Annotated in this window: 12 protein-coding genes and 1 pseudogene; 9 read left to right on the top strand and 4 right to left on the bottom strand. The window is 75.9% G+C overall.

Features of this window, described 5'->3' with window-relative positions:
* The first annotated feature begins 146 nt into the window (after positions 1-146).
* From ACWDYF_RS29540 to ACWDYF_RS29550, 3 genes are read left to right on the top strand one after another with little or no spacing between them, the layout of a single operon-like run.
* Positions 147-608, top strand: coding sequence for a MarR family winged helix-turn-helix transcriptional regulator (locus ACWDYF_RS29540; protein WP_381744247.1), 462 nt, complete (start codon positions 147-149; stop codon positions 606-608).
* Positions 605-2,026, top strand: a complete 1,422-nt coding sequence (locus ACWDYF_RS29545; RefSeq protein WP_389470673.1) for an MFS transporter — start codon at positions 605-607, stop codon at positions 2,024-2,026. Before ACWDYF_RS29540 ends, ACWDYF_RS29545 begins: the two co-directional genes overlap by 4 nt.
* 6 nt (positions 2,027-2,032) lie before the next feature.
* On the top strand, positions 2,033-2,620 hold the full coding sequence (locus ACWDYF_RS29550; protein WP_018569983.1) for a hydrolase: 588 nt from the start codon (positions 2,033-2,035) through the stop codon (positions 2,618-2,620).
* Positions 2,621-2,713: 93 nt separating this feature from the next.
* On the opposite strand, the gene ACWDYF_RS29555 is transcribed toward ACWDYF_RS29550, so the two are convergent.
* The 3 genes from ACWDYF_RS29555 to ACWDYF_RS29565 all read right to left on the bottom strand — a co-directional run bounded on the left by ACWDYF_RS29555 (position 2,714) and on the right by ACWDYF_RS29565 (position 3,715).
* Complete coding sequence (locus ACWDYF_RS29555; RefSeq protein WP_037890289.1) at positions 2,714-2,896, bottom strand: hypothetical protein; 183 nt, start codon at positions 2,894-2,896, stop codon at positions 2,714-2,716.
* Positions 2,897-3,025: 129 nt separating this feature from the next.
* Positions 3,026-3,361, bottom strand: a complete 336-nt coding sequence (locus ACWDYF_RS29560; protein WP_389470668.1) for a DUF6479 family protein — start codon at positions 3,359-3,361, stop codon at positions 3,026-3,028.
* 51 nt (positions 3,362-3,412) lie between these two features.
* Positions 3,413-3,715 (bottom strand): hypothetical protein, encoded by a 303-nt coding sequence (locus tag ACWDYF_RS29565; RefSeq protein WP_381744243.1) that lies wholly within the window; start codon positions 3,713-3,715, stop codon positions 3,413-3,415.
* Between the two features lie 490 nt (positions 3,716-4,205).
* Here ACWDYF_RS29565 and lanKC point away from each other — a divergent pair, with 490 nt between their 5' ends.
* From lanKC to ACWDYF_RS29585, 4 genes are all read left to right on the top strand, one after another.
* Entirely contained in the window at positions 4,206-6,833 is a 2,628-nt protein-coding gene (lanKC, locus tag ACWDYF_RS29570) for a class III lanthionine synthetase LanKC (protein WP_389470665.1), read from the top strand.
* Positions 6,834-6,914: 81 nt separating this feature from the next.
* Positions 6,915-7,034 carry a SapB/AmfS family lanthipeptide gene (locus ACWDYF_RS29575; protein ID WP_018569989.1) on the top strand — a complete coding sequence of 40 codons (120 nt, stop codon included), beginning with the start codon at positions 6,915-6,917 and terminating at the stop codon, positions 7,032-7,034.
* A 100-nt stretch (positions 7,035-7,134) separates the two neighbouring features.
* Entirely contained in the window at positions 7,135-9,012 is a 1,878-nt protein-coding gene (locus ACWDYF_RS29580) for an ABC transporter ATP-binding protein (RefSeq protein WP_389470662.1), read from the top strand.
* A complete protein-coding gene (locus tag ACWDYF_RS29585; protein ID WP_389470658.1) occupies positions 9,009-11,108 on the top strand; it encodes an ATP-binding cassette domain-containing protein in 2,100 nt (699 codons plus the stop codon). Before ACWDYF_RS29580 ends, ACWDYF_RS29585 begins: the two co-directional genes overlap by 4 nt.
* Here ACWDYF_RS29585 and ACWDYF_RS29590 read toward each other — a convergent pair.
* Positions 11,034-11,723, bottom strand: a pseudogene (locus tag ACWDYF_RS29590) (LuxR C-terminal-related transcriptional regulator); the annotation flags it as partial. The gene ACWDYF_RS29585 and the pseudogene ACWDYF_RS29590 sit on opposite strands and share 75 nt — an antisense overlap.
* A gap of 259 nt (positions 11,724-11,982) precedes the next feature.
* Between ACWDYF_RS29590 and ACWDYF_RS29595 the strand changes: the two are divergent.
* Positions 11,983-14,139, top strand: coding sequence for a SpoIIE family protein phosphatase (locus ACWDYF_RS29595; protein WP_389470656.1), 2,157 nt, complete (start codon positions 11,983-11,985; stop codon positions 14,137-14,139).
* A 133-nt stretch (positions 14,140-14,272) separates the two neighbouring features.
* Positions 14,273-15,787 carry an MFS transporter gene (locus tag ACWDYF_RS29600; protein WP_389470654.1) on the top strand — a complete coding sequence of 505 codons (1,515 nt, stop codon included), beginning with the start codon at positions 14,273-14,275 and terminating at the stop codon, positions 15,785-15,787.
* Positions 15,788-15,889 lie beyond the last annotated feature (102 nt).

The following is a 15,889-nucleotide window of genomic DNA, read 5'->3' on the forward strand; positions in this document are numbered from 1 at the left end:
ACTGCGGGCCGGGCCCGGAGACGGGCGGGTGGTGATCGGCAGGCTGATGGACAGGTAAATGGACAAGTAAGTGGACAGGTAAATAGACAGCCAAGGCTGAACAGTCTTGGCTGGACAGTTTCGCCTGGCGGATCTACGGTGCTGCCATGGACCACACGCCCACCGAGGTGCCCGAGGGCGTCTCCGCCTCCGCAGCGCGGGCCGCGCGCGATCTGCGCGTGGTGTTCAGCCGGTTGCGGCGCCGGATACGGGAGGTCGCCCGGGACGAGGACCTCACCCCGTCCCAGGTGTCGGCGCTCACCCTGGTCGGCAAGCACGGCGCCGCCACCGCCAGTGCCCTCGCCTCCGCCGAGGGAGTCCGGCCGCAGTCGATGGCCGCCACACTCGCCGTCCTGGAGCAGCGCGGGCTCATCCGGCGCAGCCCCGACCCCGACGACGGCCGACGCCAGTTGGTGACCCTGACGGACGGCGGACACGAGCGCATCGAGGGCGACCGGCAGACCCGTGCGGAGTGGCTGACCCGGGCCCTGCACGAGCGGTACACCGAGGACGAACGGCAGACCATCATCGAGGCGTTCACCCTGCTGGAACGGCTGAGCAGGCCGTGAGGCCCCGGCTCGCCCGGCGGCCGGGCGGCGAGGACGCCACCGTGCGCCCGGCGCCGGACGCCTTCGACCGCAGGCTGATCGCGCCGATGGTCCTGGGTTCGGTGCTGAACCCGATCAACTCGTCGATGATCGCGGTGGCCCTGGTCCCGATCGGCGCCGCGTTCGGGGCTCCCCCGGCGCAGACCGTCTGGCTGGTCTCGGCGCTCTATCTGGCGACCGCCGTCGGACAGCCCGTCATCGGCCGGCTGACGGACATGTTCGGGCCCCGGCGGCTCTACCTCACGGGGACGGCCCTGGTCGGGGCAGCGGGTCTGCTCGGGGCGCTCGCCCCCTCGCTGGGCGTGCTCATCGGCGCGCGGGTGCTGCTCGGGTTCGGGACCTCCGCCGCGTATCCGGCGGCCATGCAGCTCACCCGGCGCGAGGCCGAGCGGACGGGGCGGGACAGTCCGGCGGGCGTCCTCACCGCGCTCGCCGTCGCCAACCAGACGGTGGCCGTGATCGGCCCCGCGCTCGGCGGGCTGCTGATCGGGGTGGGCGGCTGGCGCGCCGTGTTCACGGTGAACGTGCCGCTGTCCGCCGCCTGCCTGGTCCTGGGCGCGCTGCGGCTGCCCCGGGAGCCGCGGCGGGACGCCGGGCACGGGCTGCGCGACGTCGACGTACCCGGGATGGTGCTGTTCGCCGGGACGCTGGTGTCGCTGATGCTGTTCCTGATGGCGCCGCGCGCCGACCGCTGGTACCTGCCGGTGCTCGCCGCCGCGGTGGGCGCCGCCTTCGCGGTGCGCGAGCTGCGGGTCGCGCAGCCCTTCGTGGACCTGCGGGTGCTCGGCGGCAACGGGCCGCTGATCGGCACCTATGTGCGCCAACTGCTCGGCGCCCTCACCTCCTACGCCTTCATGTACGGCTACACGCAGTGGCTGGAGGAGGGACGCGGGCTCAGCGCGTCCACGGCCGGGCTGACGCTGCTGCCCCTGTCGGGTGCCGCGCTCGTCGTCTCCACGCTGACCGGGCGCCGCGAGGCCGTGCGGGCGAAGCTCGTGGTGGGCGCCGCCGCCCAGGTCGCCGCCTGTGCCGTGCTGCTGCTGATCGGCGCCACGAGTCCGCTGCCGCTGCTGCTCGCCGCCGGTCTGGTGATGGGCGTACCCCAGGGGCTGATCACCCTCGCCAACCAGAACGCGCTGTACCGGCAGGCCGATCCCGCGCGGATCGCCTCGGCCGCCGGGCTGCTGCGCACCTTCATGTACCTCGGCGCGCTGGGCGCCTCGGCGGCCACCGCCGGGTACTTCCCGCACCGCGCCGACACGGGCGGCCTGCACGGCCTGGCCCTGTTCATGACCGCCGGGTCGGTGCTGCTCCTGGTGAGCAGCCTGACCGACCGGTCACTCGTCCGTCTCACCCCCCGCAAGCCCGGAAAGGCCTGACCCCTCATGGCACTCACTGCCCTCGACCCCCGTACCGCCCTCGTGGTGATCGACCTCCAGGCGGGCATCGCCGCCGCGCCGGTCGTGCCCCACTCCGGTGCCGAGGTCGTCGCCCGCTCCGTGCGGCTCGCCGAGGCGTTCCGCGCCCGTGACCTGCCCGTCGTCCTGGTCCGGGTGTCCTTCGCCGACGACCAGGGCGATGTGGTGCCCGGCCGTACGGAGGCGACGCGCGGGGGCGGCGGCGCCCGGCCCGACGGCTGGGACGTGATCGTGCCCGAACTGGCCGGGCACGCGGGCGACATCACCGTCACCAAGCACAACTGGGGCGCCTTCCACGGCACCGACCTCGATGTGCAGCTGCGCCGCCGCGGGGTGACGCAGATCGTGCTGACCGGCATCGCCACCAGCATCGGCGTGGAGTCCACCGCGCGCGCCGCCCATGAGCACGGCTACCACGTCACGCTGGCCACGGACGCGATGGCCGACATGGACGCCGAGGCCCATGAGGGCAGCCTGCGGCGGATCTTCCCGCGCCTCGGCGAGACGGGCACCACCGACGAGGTCCTGGAACTGCTGGCCAAGACCCACGGCTGAACATGCCCCGAGGGTGGGCCCGGCGCGGTACACAACGCCGGGCCCACCCTCGGACCTTCTCGGGCCCTACCAGACTCTCTCGGACCTCTCGCCTCAGTCCTCGCCGCGGACGATGTTGGCCTCCGCGTCCCCGGCGCGCTCCCGCGCCCGGCCGCGGTCCTCGACGGCGACCGCCGGCAGGCAGGTGCGTACGGTGTCGCGCCTGAGCCGACGGGATCTGGCCCAGCCCGTCTCGGCGGGCTGGACGGCCGGTTTCTCGGTCATGTGCGCGGCCACGGTTTCTCGACTTCCTTCCGCATGAGCGTGAGGTGTGCGGGAACGGCGCCCCGGGCCGTACCCGGACCCGCCCGTCCCAGGCCGTCCGGGTCCCCGGGCGCGCCGCGGGCAAACCCGCGGACCGGCAGGTCAGGTGCCGCTGTCCCAGCGCGGGCGGGACTGGTCCTCGCTGCGGCGGCTGCCGGGCGAGCCGAGTTCGTGCGGGGTGAGCCTGCGGCCGGTCTCCTCGGCGCGCGGCACCTCGTCGGGTTCACGCCGCTGCCGGGTCTCGTGCACCGGCCCGGAGTCCGGCAGCGTCGGATGCTCGCCGCCCCTGGGCGTGCGCGGCTCGTGCTGCTTGACCCTGATGCCGAACCGGACGGCCCAGATGAGGGCGCCGACGACGACGAGGGCGCCGACGACGATCACGACGATCCCGAAGACGGAACCGGCGCTCGCGGCTGCTTGCAGGTGGAAGGTGTCCATGGCGCGCGGGTACCCGCGCGCGGCCCGCGGATCCGTGCCGTCCGCGCGGAGTCAGACGCCGTCCGTCCCGGGCTCTCCGCCGTCGGCCGGGCCCGAGCCGGCCGCCCGCTCCACCTCGGCCTCGATCTCGGGGCGGGGCCTCCCCTCCTCGCTCGCGTACTCGCTCAGCGCGCTCCGGAGATCGCGGGCGAGGTCGCGCCAGGCGCGCAGGGCCGTCTCGTAGGTCCCGCTCTGCGTCCCGGTCCACCGCTCCTGCGCGGGCGGCCCGTAGGTCTCCCGGAGCTGTTCGACCCGGGTGTGCGCCTCGTCGGCGGCGCGCTGTTTCGCCACAAGCTCTTCGAAGGTGTGTGACACAGCCCAGGACCCTAAGCACGGCGGCCCGGTCCACGGCTGAGACCTGCCGTGCCGGGGGCGCGGCGCACCCGTGTGGCGGGTCGGCGGCCCGGCGGGTGGGTCCGGCGGAACCGTCAGCGGGTCAGGGGAATCAGGGGACAGTCCGCTCCGGACCTGGCCCCGGTGCGCATGGCCCCGGTGGGCACCAGCGCGTCGGTGGTGCCGGGCCGGACCACTTCGGAGACGGCGAGGAGAGCGGCGCGGGTGCCCTCGCCCACGCCCCGGGGGCGCAGCGTGCGCCGGGTGGAACGCCGGGCGGGCCGAGGGCGGGCCCGGTGCCGGTTCCGCCGTGCCCCGGTGCGGGCGGGACCGCGGGCCCGGCGCTGTTCGAACTGTTCTTTACGAACGGGTCTTGACGCGTGCGTTCCGCACGGTGGTCTCGTGACAGACGTGACTGTCGGCGGGCCCCGCCCGACTGGAAGGCTCGGTGCCGACCAGGGAGGGGACGGACATGGACCAGCGCTACGAGGTGTACGCGCTCGCCGATCCGCACTTCTACGACACGCCCGACCGGCTGTCCGAGGAGGGGCGGGTCGCCGCGCCGCTGTACGAGACGGCCCGGCGCGCGGTGCCGCAGGGGTGGGACGCGACCCGCGTCGGCGACTGGCTGACGCTGACCCCGCTCGGCGACGACGGCCGCGCCACGCCCGGCCCGGCGCAGGGCTGGAAGATCCACGCCTCGGCCACCCGCGACAACGCCGAGCGGATCGCGGCGATCGTCTGGGACTACTGCGTGCCGCGCCGGATCCCCTTCAAGTTCGTGCCGGGCCCGCATCTGCTGCACCTGCGGAACACCAAGTACGCGGCCCGCGACACCAGCGGCAAGTTCGTCACCGTCTACCCGGACGGCGAGGAGCAGCTGCACCAGGTGCTCACCGAGCTGGGCGCCCTCCTCGAAGGCTTCGAGGGGCCGTACATCCTGACCGATCTGCGCTGGGGCGAGGGGCCGCTGTACGTCCGCTACGGCGCCTTCGCGCGGGCCTTCGTCGTCGACGAGCGCGGCTCGCTGGTCCCGGCGGTGCGCGACGGCGAGGGGCGGCTGGTCCCGGACCGGCGCAGCCCGTCGTTCCAGGTGCCGGAGTGGGTGACGCTGCCGTCGTTCCTCCAGCCGCATCTGGCGGCGCGCAACACCACGACGGTCGGTGAACTGCCGTACCGCATCGAGAAGGCGCTGCACTTCTCCAACGGCGGCGGGGTCTACGCGGGCACCGACTCCCGCGACGGCCGGCGGGTCGTCCTGAAGGAGGGCCGGCCGCACGCCGGGCTCGCCGCCGACGGCGCCGACGCCGTGACCCGCCTGGAGCGGGAGAGGGCCGCCCTGGAACAGGTCGCCGGGACCGGGGTCGTGCCGGAGGTGCGGGACTGGTTCACGCTCGGCGACCACCGCTTCCTGGTCATGGACTTCGTCGAGGGCCGGACCCTCAACTCCTACTTCGGCGACCGGCATCCGCTGCTCACCCCCGACCCCGACCCCGAGGCGGTCGCCGCGTACACGGCGTGGGCGCTGCGGGTGCACCGGGCCGTCGAGCGGGCCGTGGCGGCGGTGCACGGACGCGGGATCGTCTTCAACGACCTGCATGTGTTCAACATCGTCGTGGGGCCCGACGACGAGTCGGTGTCCCTGCTGGACTTCGAGGCCGCCGCACCGGCCGAGGAGAACGGCCGCCAGGTCGTGGCCCACCCGGGCTTCTTCGCCCCGCCGGACCGCACCGGACCCGATGTGGACCGCTACGCGCTGGCGTGTCTGCGGCTCGCCCTGTTCCTGCCGGTGACCACGCTGTTCGTGATCGACCGGGGCAAGGCGGCGCATCTCGCCGAGGTGATCGCCGAGCAGTTCCCGGACGTGCCGCGGGAGTTCCTCGACGAGGCCGTCGCCGAGATCACCCGGGACGTCCGCCCGGCGGAGGGTCCCGCGGGCACCGCCGCGCCGGTGTCCGGCGCCACCGCCTACCCCGACCCGGCCGACTGGCCGGCCGCCCGCGACTCGATGGCCAAGGCGCTGCTCGCCTCGGCCACCCCGGAGCGCGAGGACCGGCTCTACCCCGGCGACATCGCGCAGTTCTCCGACGGCGGCGGGCTCGGTCTGGCGCACGGCGCCGCCGGTGTCCTGTACGCGCTGGCCGAGTCGGGCGCCGGGCGCCACGAGGAGGGCGAGCGCTGGCTGCTGGAGCGGACCGCGTCCGCGCCGCCGGGCACACCGTTCGGCCTGTACGACGGGCTCGCGGGCGTCGCCCATGTCCTGGACCGGCTCGGCCACCGGCAGCGCGCCCTCGACCTGGCCGAGAGGATCCTCGCCGAACGCTGGCAGAAGCTCTCCTCCGACCTGCGCGGCGGGCTCGCCGGGCTCGGCCTGGTGCTCGGCTCCCTGGCCCGCACGACGGGCGAGGCGGAACTGGGCGAGCGGGCCGCCGAGGCGGCACATCTGCTCGCCGCCCGGCTCGCCGAGCCGCTGCCCGACACGCCCCGGCGCCGCGCCGGGCTGCTGCGGGGCGCCAGCGGGCCCGCGCTGTTCCTGCTGCGGCAGTACGAGTGGACCGGCGAGCGCGCCCTGCTGGACGCCGCCGCCACCGCGCTCCGCCGCGACCTGGAGCAGTGCGTCGTCCAGCCCAGCGGCGGCGGCCTGGAGGTCGACGAGGGCTGGCGGACCCTGCCGTATCTCGGCGACGGCAGCGCGGGCATCGGCATGGTCCTGGACGAGTATCTGGCGCACGCGCCCGACGAGGAGTTCTCCCGGGCCCGCGACGCCGTGCTCACCGCCGCCACCTCCCGCTTCTACGCCCAGCCCGGTCTGTTCCAGGGCCGCGCCGGGATGATCCTGCACCTCAGCCGCAGCACGGCGCCCGGGGCGAGTCCGCAGCGGCTGGCCGAGCAGGTCGGCACGCTCGGCTGGTACGCGATGGCCTACCAGGGCCAACTGGCCTTCCCCGGCCACCAGATGATGCGGCTGTCCATGGACCTCGCCACCGGCACGGCCGGGTGCCTGCTCGCGCTCGCGGCGGCCCTCGACACCGGGACCGGAGCCGGACTGCCCTTCCTGCCGCCGCCCGCGCGGCCCTCACAGACGCGGCTCCGCGACTGACGGAGTCGTGATTCAACCCCCGTCCCCGATGGGGTATCGACCGGGACCCCGGCACCGCCGGGGCCGACGAAAGGACACGACATGGCCCTGCTCGACCTGCAGACGATGGAGTCCGACGAGAACCACGGCGGTGGCGGCGGCGCCAGCACCGCGAGCCTGCTCTCCTGTGTGAGCGCGGTCAGCGTCCTGCTCTGCCTCTGACGCACACCGTACGACCCATGGCTCCGGGCGGCCCGCTCCCCTCACGGGGGCGGGCCCTCCGGAGCCCGTCGCGCGCGAGGAGGCCAGGAGGATGCCGCGGATGCCCGGCAGCAGCCGTACGACGACGCCCGCCCCGGCGGCGGACCCCGCCGACCGCGCCGCGGTCGCGCCCGAGGCGACGCCCGCCGCGGTGCTGCGCGGCGCCGTGCGGCACGGCGCGGTGCGCTGCGCCGCCCTGGTCCTGGTGAGCACGGCGGCGACCGGCGCCGGGCTGCTGCTGCCCGCGGTGCTGGGCCGCACCCTCGATCTGCTGCTGACCCGCGCCCCCGCCGGGCGCTGGGTCGGATACTCCGTCGGCCTGCTGGCGCTGCTCACCGCCCTCGACATGGCCGAGACCGTGCTCGACGGCACCACCTCCGCCCGCGCCACCGCGTGGCTGCGGCTGCGGCTGACCCGGCACGTCCTGGCGCTCGGCCCGCGGGCCGGTGCCCGCTTCGGCTCCGGGGAACTCACCGCCCGGCTGGTGGGCAGCGCCGCCCAGGCCGGTACCGCGCCCGCCTCGCTGGCCGCGACGGTCGCGGCGGTGGCCGGACCGGTCGGCGCCGTCGTCGCCCTCGGTCTGCTCGACGTGTGGCTCGCGGTGACCTTCCTCGCCGGGGCGCCGCTGCTCGCGCTGCTGCTGCGGGCCTTCGCCCGGGACGCGTCGGCGTGCGTGGCCCGCTACCAGGAGATCCAGGGGCGGCTGGCGGCGGCGCTGGCCGAGGCCGTCGGCGGCGCCCGCACCATCCGGGCGGCCGGCACCGCCGACCGGGAGACGGCACGGATCCTGCGCCCGCTGCCCGAGCTGTCCCGGGCCGGACACGCCATGTGGCACGCACAGGGCCGGGCCGCCGCGCGGGCGGTCGCCGTGGCCCCGCTGCTGCACCTGGGCGTGGTCGCCGTGGCCGGCTGGCTGCTCGCCCGGCACCGGCTGTCCGTGGGCGATGTGCTGGCCGCCTCGCGGTACGCGGTGCTGGCCGGCGGCATCGGTGTGCTGGTCGGACAGCTCTCGGCGCTGGTACGGGCGCGGGCGGCGGCCGGGCGCCTGGCCGAGGTGCTGGCCGAGCCCGCCCCGGCCCACGGCCACCGCCCGCTGCCCGACGGGCCCGGACATCTGGAGCTGCGCGGGGTCACCGCGCGGCGCGGCGGCCGTACCGTCCTGGACGGCGTGGACCTCACGGTGCCCGGCGGCACGACCCTCGCCGTGGTCGGCCGGTCCGGCTCCGGCAAGTCCCTGCTCGCCGCGGTCGCCGGACGCCTGTGCGACCCGGATGCCGGGGACGTGCTGCTGGACGGGGTGCCGCTGCGCGCGCTGCGCCACGCCGAGCTGCGCGGCGCCATCGGGTACGCCTTCGAACGGCCCGTGCTGATCGGGACGACCGTCGAGGACGCGATCGGGCTCGGTCCCGCCGCGCCCGCCCCCGGCCGGGTCCGGCGGGCGGCCCGCACCGCCTGCGCGGACGACTTCGTGCGCCGCCTGCCCGAGGGGTACGCGACCCGGCTCGCCGACGCGCCCCGTTCGGGCGGCGAGTCGCAGCGGCTCGGGCTGGCCCGCGCCTTCGCGCACGGGGGGCGGCTGCTCGTCCTCGACGACGCCCTGTCCAGCCTCGACACCGTCACCGAGCACCGCATCGCCCACGCCCTCACCCGGGGCGGCACCTCCACCACCCGCCTCGTCGTCGCCCACCGCGCCGCGACGGCGGCCCGCGCGGACGCCGTCGCCTGGCTGGACGACGGCCGCGTACGCGCCGTGGGCCCGCACGCCGAGCTGTGGCGGCACGCGGGCTACCGGCAGGTCTTCGGCGGGGACGGCGCCCCGGACGGGGCGCTTGAGGTGGCCGAAAACGAACGGTCCGCGGCGGAGGCCGGGAGTCCGGCCGGGGAACCCGGGAGTCCGGCCGACAGTGCCGTCGGCACGGCCGGAGGGCGCCGGTCGTGAGCGGCAAGCGCTTCCACGGAGCCGCGTCGCGGCGCGGCGCGCCGGACGCCGCGGACCCCGGCACCGCCGACACGCCGTACGAGCGCCGGGGCGGCCCGGCGGACACGCCCGGCGCGCCGGTACGCGCCGACGCGCCCGCCGAGACCGACGGCCCGGCGTCGCGCGCCCCCGGCACGACGGCGGGCGGCACGGCGGCCAGCGGCGCGCCCGGCGGCCGCGGCGGCCTGCGGGGGCGGGCCGGAGAGGCGCTCGGGCTGCTGCGCGGGCGGTGGGGAGCGCTGGCCCGGCTGGGCGCGTGGTCGGTGCTGGAGACGGGGCAGACGTTCCTGCTCGGCTTCGCGCTGGCGCGCGCCCTGGACTCGGGGTTCCTCGCCGGCCGGGCCGGGACCGGGCTCGGCTGGCTGGCGGTCGCCGGGGCCGGGGCCGTCCTCGGCGCGTACGGCACCGGGCGGGTCTACCGGTCGGTCGCCGCGCTGGTGGAGCCGCTGCGGGACCACCTGGTGGAGCGGGTCGTCGCCCGCGGGGTGCGCGAGGCGGACGACGGGGCGCTGTCCGGGCTGACCCAGCAGGTGGAGATCGCGCGGGACACCTTCGCCGGTCTTGTGCTGGTCTCCCGGTCGTTCGTGGTCGCCGCCGCCGGTGCGCTCATCGGCCTGTGCTCGCTGGCGCCGCTGCTCGCGCTGGTGGTCGCCCCGCCGCTGGTCGCCGCGATCGTCCTGTTCGCGGCGACCCTGCGCCCGCTCGCCCGGCGCCAGGAGGCGTATCTCACGGCGGACGAGGCCCTGGCGGAGCGGCTGGGCGCGGTGTGCCCGGGGCTGCGCGACGTGACGGCCTTCGGTGCCGAGGCGCCGGTCGCGGCGGCGCTAGCGGAACGCGTCGACGCCGAGCGGCGGGCGGCGGGCGCGCTGGCCCGGTGGGGGGTCGTGCGGGTGGCGGCACTCGCGGTGGGCGGTCATCTGCCGCTCGTCCTGCTCCTGGTCACCGCCCCCTGGCTGCTGTCCCACGACGTCTCGCCGGGCGCGCTGGTGGGCGCCCTCGCCTATGTCACCCAGTCCTTGCTGCCCGCCCTCCAGAACCTCATCCACGGCCTGGGCGCGGGCGGCGCCCGGCTGACGGTGGTGCTGCGCCGCCTCACCCCGGCCGACGACACCCGGTGCGGCCCGGACCGCACGGCACACCCCCCGGCGCACGCCCCCGTCGCCGTCCCTGCCGCCGGGGCGCGGCCCGCGCCCGCCCTCGCCCTGGCCGGGGTGACCTTCGCCTACGGCCCGCACAGCGAGCCCGTCGTCCGCGACCTCGACCTCGTCGTCCCGCAAGGCGGTCATCTGGCGGTCGTCGGACCCAGCGGGATCGGCAAGTCGACCCTCACCTCGCTGGTGGCCGGGCTGCTGGCACCGGCCGCCGGGGAGATCAGCGTGTGCGGGCGGCCGGTCGGGCGGCCCGGCGCCGCGGAGTGCCGGGTGCTGATCCCGCAGGAGGCGTACGTGCACAGCGGCACCCTCGCGGAAAACCTCTGCCAGCTGCGCCCCGACCCGGTGCCGGAGGAGGAGCTGCTGGCCGCGGCGGAAGCGGTGGGCCTCGCTCCGCTCCTGCGCCGCCTCGGCGGCCCCGGCGCCCGGGTCGACCCGGCGGCGCTGTCGGCCGGGGAGCGCCAGCTGATCGCGCTGACCCGGGCGTATCTGTCGCCCGCCCCGCTCGCCCTGCTCGACGAGGCGACCTGCCACCTGGACCCGGACGCCGAGGCCCGCGCGGAGCGGGCCTTCGCCGTCCGGGCGGGCGGCACCCTGGTGGTGGTGGCGCACCGGCTCAGCTCGGCGCGCCGCGCGGACCGGGTCCTGGTGATGGACGGCCGGGACACGGCGTACGGGACGCACGAGGATCTGCTGCGCGGCTCCCGGCTCTACCGCGAGCTCACCGGCGGCTGGGCCGTGCCCGGTTCACAGCCAGCCCTCCCCCTGGGAGATGCGGATGGCGTCGATCCGGTTGCGCGCCCCGGTCTTGCGGGTGATGGCCGCCATGTAGTTGCGCACGGTCCCGTGGGACAGGTGCAGGCTGCCGGCGATCTCGGCGACGGAGGCGCCCTCGGCGGCCAGTGACAGCACGCTCAGTTCGCGCTGGGTCAGCGGCATCTCGGCGGCCTTGAGGAAGCCCAGGCCCAGCGACTCGTCGACGAAACGTTCCCCCGCGGCGACCCGCCGGATGCCTCTCACCAGCCGCTCCGGTGAGCCCTTCTTGTCGACGTAGCCGAGCGCGCCCGCCTCGATGGCCTGCCGCAGCAGTCCGGGACGGTCCGCCGTGGTCAGCACCAGTAAGCGGGGCGGGCGGTGGCCCGGCTCGCGCGGACAGAGCTCGCCCAGGGGCACGGGTTCGCGGGCCCTGGTGTGGTCGAGGTCGGCGGCGCACACGTCCGGCCGCACCGACCGCACCAGTCCTGGCGCGCCGCGCCACGGCGTGTCGTACACCCCCAGGCCGGGCTCCCGGCGCAGCCACTCCGCCATGACCGATCGCACCAGACACGCGTCGTGCACCAGAAGTATCCGTATCACTGCCGCCCCCTCGGTTCGCTTTGCGCGGGTTCTGTGATGGTGGTGTGCGCGTGCCCAATTGTTGGGCGGACGGACAGGGCGGAGGTACGGAGAATCGGCCAACGGGAGGCGCGGGGGCGCACGCACGGCGGTCGTCCGCCGCAACGCGCCCGAGCGGGGGTGCATGGACAGCGCCCCATCGGGGTAAGCGCGGCCGCCTCCGCCGCCCGGCCGGGGCCCGCGACCGGTGCCCCGCCGACAGCCGTCCTCCCCGTCCGGTGGCGCCCCGCGCCCCGTCGGCCGCCCCTCCCGCCCGGTGACGGCCCGCGCCGCGACCGCGTCCGTCCCGCTGCCGCCTCACCGGCCGTTCCGTCCCGCTCGCCGTGCGGGCCGGGCCGTCAGGAGAGAGTCTGGGGGCCGGAGCCATGGCACGGCCCGCGAGGAGGTGGTCGCCGTGTCGGACGGGCGGACGTCCGGACAGCGCCCGGCCGCCACCGGGCCGCTCGGCCGTCCGCTGCTGTCCCTCGCGCTCGCCGCCCTGCTGGACGAGGTGCACGCGCACTCGGGTGCCGTGTATCTGCTGGCCCCCGACCAGCCGGTGCTGGAGATGGCCGTCATGGCGGGCATGCCCCGGGCCTTCGCCGCGCCCTGGGAGCGGGTCGGGCTGAGCGCGCCGATCCCGGTGGCGCAGGCGGTGCGCGAGCGGCGGCTGATCTGGGTCGGCGGCGAGGAGGAGATGGCCCGCCGCTATCCGCGGATCGCCGTGGTCCTGCCCTACCCCTTCGCGCTGGCCGCGATGCCGCTGGCCGCGGGCGCCACCGCGTACGGGGCCGTCTTCGTGACCTGGCCGGACGCGCATCCGCCGGTGCTGTCCGACTGGGAGCGCGACCATCTGACGGCGGCCTGCGACCGGCTGGCGCTGCGGCTGCAACGGGCGGCGGCGGAACACCGGCCGGTCCTGCCGGAACCCGATCTGCTGGCCGCGCCGCCGACCGGGGGCGTGGCCGGGACGCTCGGCTCGGCCGAGGCGGTGCGCATGGCGGCCCGGCTGCCGTACGGGCTGGTCTCGCTCGATCTGCACGGCCGGCTCTCCTTCGCCAACACGGCCGCGGCCGACCTGCTCGGCCTGCCCGCGGGCGAACTGCTGGGCACCCGGCTGTGGGCGTCGGTGCCGTGGCTGAACGACCCCATGTACGAGGACCGCTACCGGGCCGCCCTGCTCAGCCAGCATGTGACGTCGTTCGTGGCGCTGCGCCCGCCGGGCGACTGGCTGTCCTTCCGGATGTATCCGAGCACCACCGGGCTGACCGTGCGGATCAGCCGGGCCCGGCCGGTCGCGGAGCCGGGGCGCGGCACGCCCCGGCCCGGCGCGGGTGTGCCCGCGGCCGGTCTGGTGACCATCTCGCGGGTGCTGGGCCTGGCCGGGGCGCTGACCGAGGCGGTGGGCGTGGCGGACGTGGTCCGGCTGGTCGCGGACGAGGTGGTACCGGCCGTGGGCAGCAGGGCGCTGATGATCCTCGGCTCCCAGGCGGGGCGGCTGCATGTGCTCGGGCATCGCGGCTACGACAACCTCCGCGCCGTCGAGGACTTCCACGGCACCCCGCTCACCGCGCCGACCCCGAGCGCCCGGGTGCTGTCCACCGGCGCTCCGGCCTTCTTCGAGTCCCGCCGGCAGCTCGAACGGCTGTACCCGGTGCGCCAGGCGGTCCGCGACGGCTTCGCGGCCTGGGCGTACCTGCCGCTGATCGCGTCCGGCCGCCCGGTGGGCACCTGTGTGCTCGCCTACGCCGAACCGCACCCCTTCCCCGCCGACGAGCGGGCCGTCCTGACGAGCCTGGGCAGCCTGATCGCGCAGGCGCTGGAACGGGCCCGGCTGTACGACGCCAAGCACCGGCTGGCGCACGGACTCCAGCAGGCGCTGCTGCCCCACACGCTGCCGCGGCTGCCCGGCTTCGACGCCGCCGCCCGCTATCTGCCGGCCACCCAGGGGATGGAGATCGGCGGCGACTTCTACGACCTGGTGCCCACCCGGCCGGGGGCCGCGGCCGTGATCGGGGACGTGCAGGGGCACAACGTGACCGCCGCCGGGCTGATGGGGCAGTTGCGCACGGCGGTGCGGGCGTACACGACGGTCGGCCAGGACCCGCAGGACGTCATGGCGAGCACCAACCGGCTGCTGATGGACCTCGGCGTCGAACTGTTCGCCAGTTGTCTGTATCTGCGGCTGGACCCGGCCGAACGCTGTGCCGTGATGTCCCGGGCCGGGCATCCGCCGCCGCTGCTGCGCAGGCCGGACGGGCGGGTGCGGGTGCTGGACCTGGCCGGGGGCCCGCTGCTGGGGATCGACCCGGCGGCGGCGTACCCGACGACCCGGGTGGAGCTTCCGCCCGGTTCGGTGCTCGCCCTCTACACCGACGGGCTGGTCGAATCGCCCGGCACCGACATCGAGGACGCGCTCGCCGAGCTGGGCCGACGGCTCGGCGAGGCGGGTGACGCGCCGCTGGGCGACCTGGCCGATCTGCTGCTGCGGCACAGCGCGGCGGCGCGGGAACGGGTCGACGACGTGGCGGTGCTCCTGCTGCGCGCCCGCCCGGACGACTGAGCCGCAGCGAAACGTTGCCGTTTCGCTCGCGGTCGTCTAGGCTCGATGTGTACGAAACCGTTTCGTTTACGTTTCCTTTATCCGGTCGGCGCTGCGACGCCCCGCCCGACCTCACCGGAAATGGGTTCCCGACATGCCCGACAAGACCCTGACCGACGGCACCCCGGCGACCGCCGTCGGCGCCGCGCCCGGCACCGTGCCCGGCGCCTCGCCCCGGCGGTGGTGGATCCTCGCCGTCGTCGCCGTCGCCCAGCTGATGGTGGTGCTGGACGCCACCATCGTGAACATCGCCCTGCCCTCCGCCCAGCGCGACCTCGGTTTCTCCGACGGGAACCGGCAGTGGATCGTGACGGCGTACGCGCTCGCCTTCGCCTCCCTGCTGCTGCTCGGCGGGCGCATAGCCGACCTGTTCGGCCGCAGGACCGCCTTCCTCGTGGGCGTCGTCGGCTTCGCCGCGGCCTCCGCGCTGGGCGGCGCCGCCGGCGGCTTCGGCATGCTGGTCACCGCGCGCGCCCTCCAGGGCGTCTTCGGCGCGCTGCTCGCCCCCGCGGCCCTCTCCCTGCTCAACACCACCTTCACCGACCCGCGCGAACGCGCCCGCGCCTTCAGCGTCTACGGCGCCATCGCCGGAGCCGGCGGCGCGGTCGGCCTGCTCCTGGGCGGTCTGCTCACCGACGCCCTGGACTGGCGCTGGACGCTGTACGTCAACGTGGTGATCGCGGTCGTGGCCTTCGCGGGCGGCTGGATCCTGCTCGGCAAACACCGCGACGCCGCCGGCTCCAAGCTCGATGTACCGGGCACCGTCCTGGTCGCCTCCGGTCTTTTCACCCTGGTCTACGGCTTCTCCAACGCCGAGACCCACGCCTGGGGCTCCCCGCTGACCTGGGGCTTCCTGCTGGCGGGCGGGGTGCTGCTGGCGGCGTTCGCCTGGTGGCAGACCCGGGCGGCGCACCCGCTGATGCCGCTGCGCATCCTGCTCGACCGCGACCGCGCCGCCTCGTTCGTCACCGTGCTGATCACCGGCGCCGGCATGTTCGGCGTGTTCCTCTTCCTCACCTACTACCTCCAGCTGAACCTGGGCTTCAGCCCGACCAGGACCGGTGCGGCGTTCCTGCCGATGGTCGGCGCGCTGATGGTGACCGCGCAGCTCGGCACCACCGTCCTGGTGCCCCGGCTCGGCCCGAAGACCGTGCTGCCGCTCGGCTTCGCCGTCGCCACCGCGGGCATGGCCTGGCTGACCGGCATCGGCACCGGTTCGCACTACGTGAGCGCGGTGCTGCCGCAGCTCGTGGTGATCGGAGTCGGCCTCGGTCTGGTCATGCCGCCCGCCATGCAGCTCGCCACCGGCAACGTGGCCGCCGAGGACGCCGGTGTCGCCTCCGCGACGGTCAACGCCATGCAGCAGGTGGGCGGTTCGATCGGTACGGCGCTGCTGAACACGCTGGCCGCGAGCGCCGCCACGGACTATCTCACCGGGCACGACGCGACCAGCCCGGCCGTCCGGGCCCAGGCCACGATCGAGAGCTACACCACCGCCTTCTGGTGGTCGGCCGGTCTCTTCGCGGCCGGGGCGGTGATCGCCTTCCTGCTCTTCCGTCCCGGCGTGCCGCGCCAGGACACGCACGCGGAGCCGGTCGTGCACATGTGATTCCGCCGGAGCCGCGCCCGTGCGCGACCGCGAACCGGGGCCGCCGTCCACGCGACGGCGGCCCCTTCGCTTCACCGGGACTCAACCCGGACGAAACCGGCC

This window comes from Streptomyces sp. NPDC003284 (genome assembly GCF_053589675.1).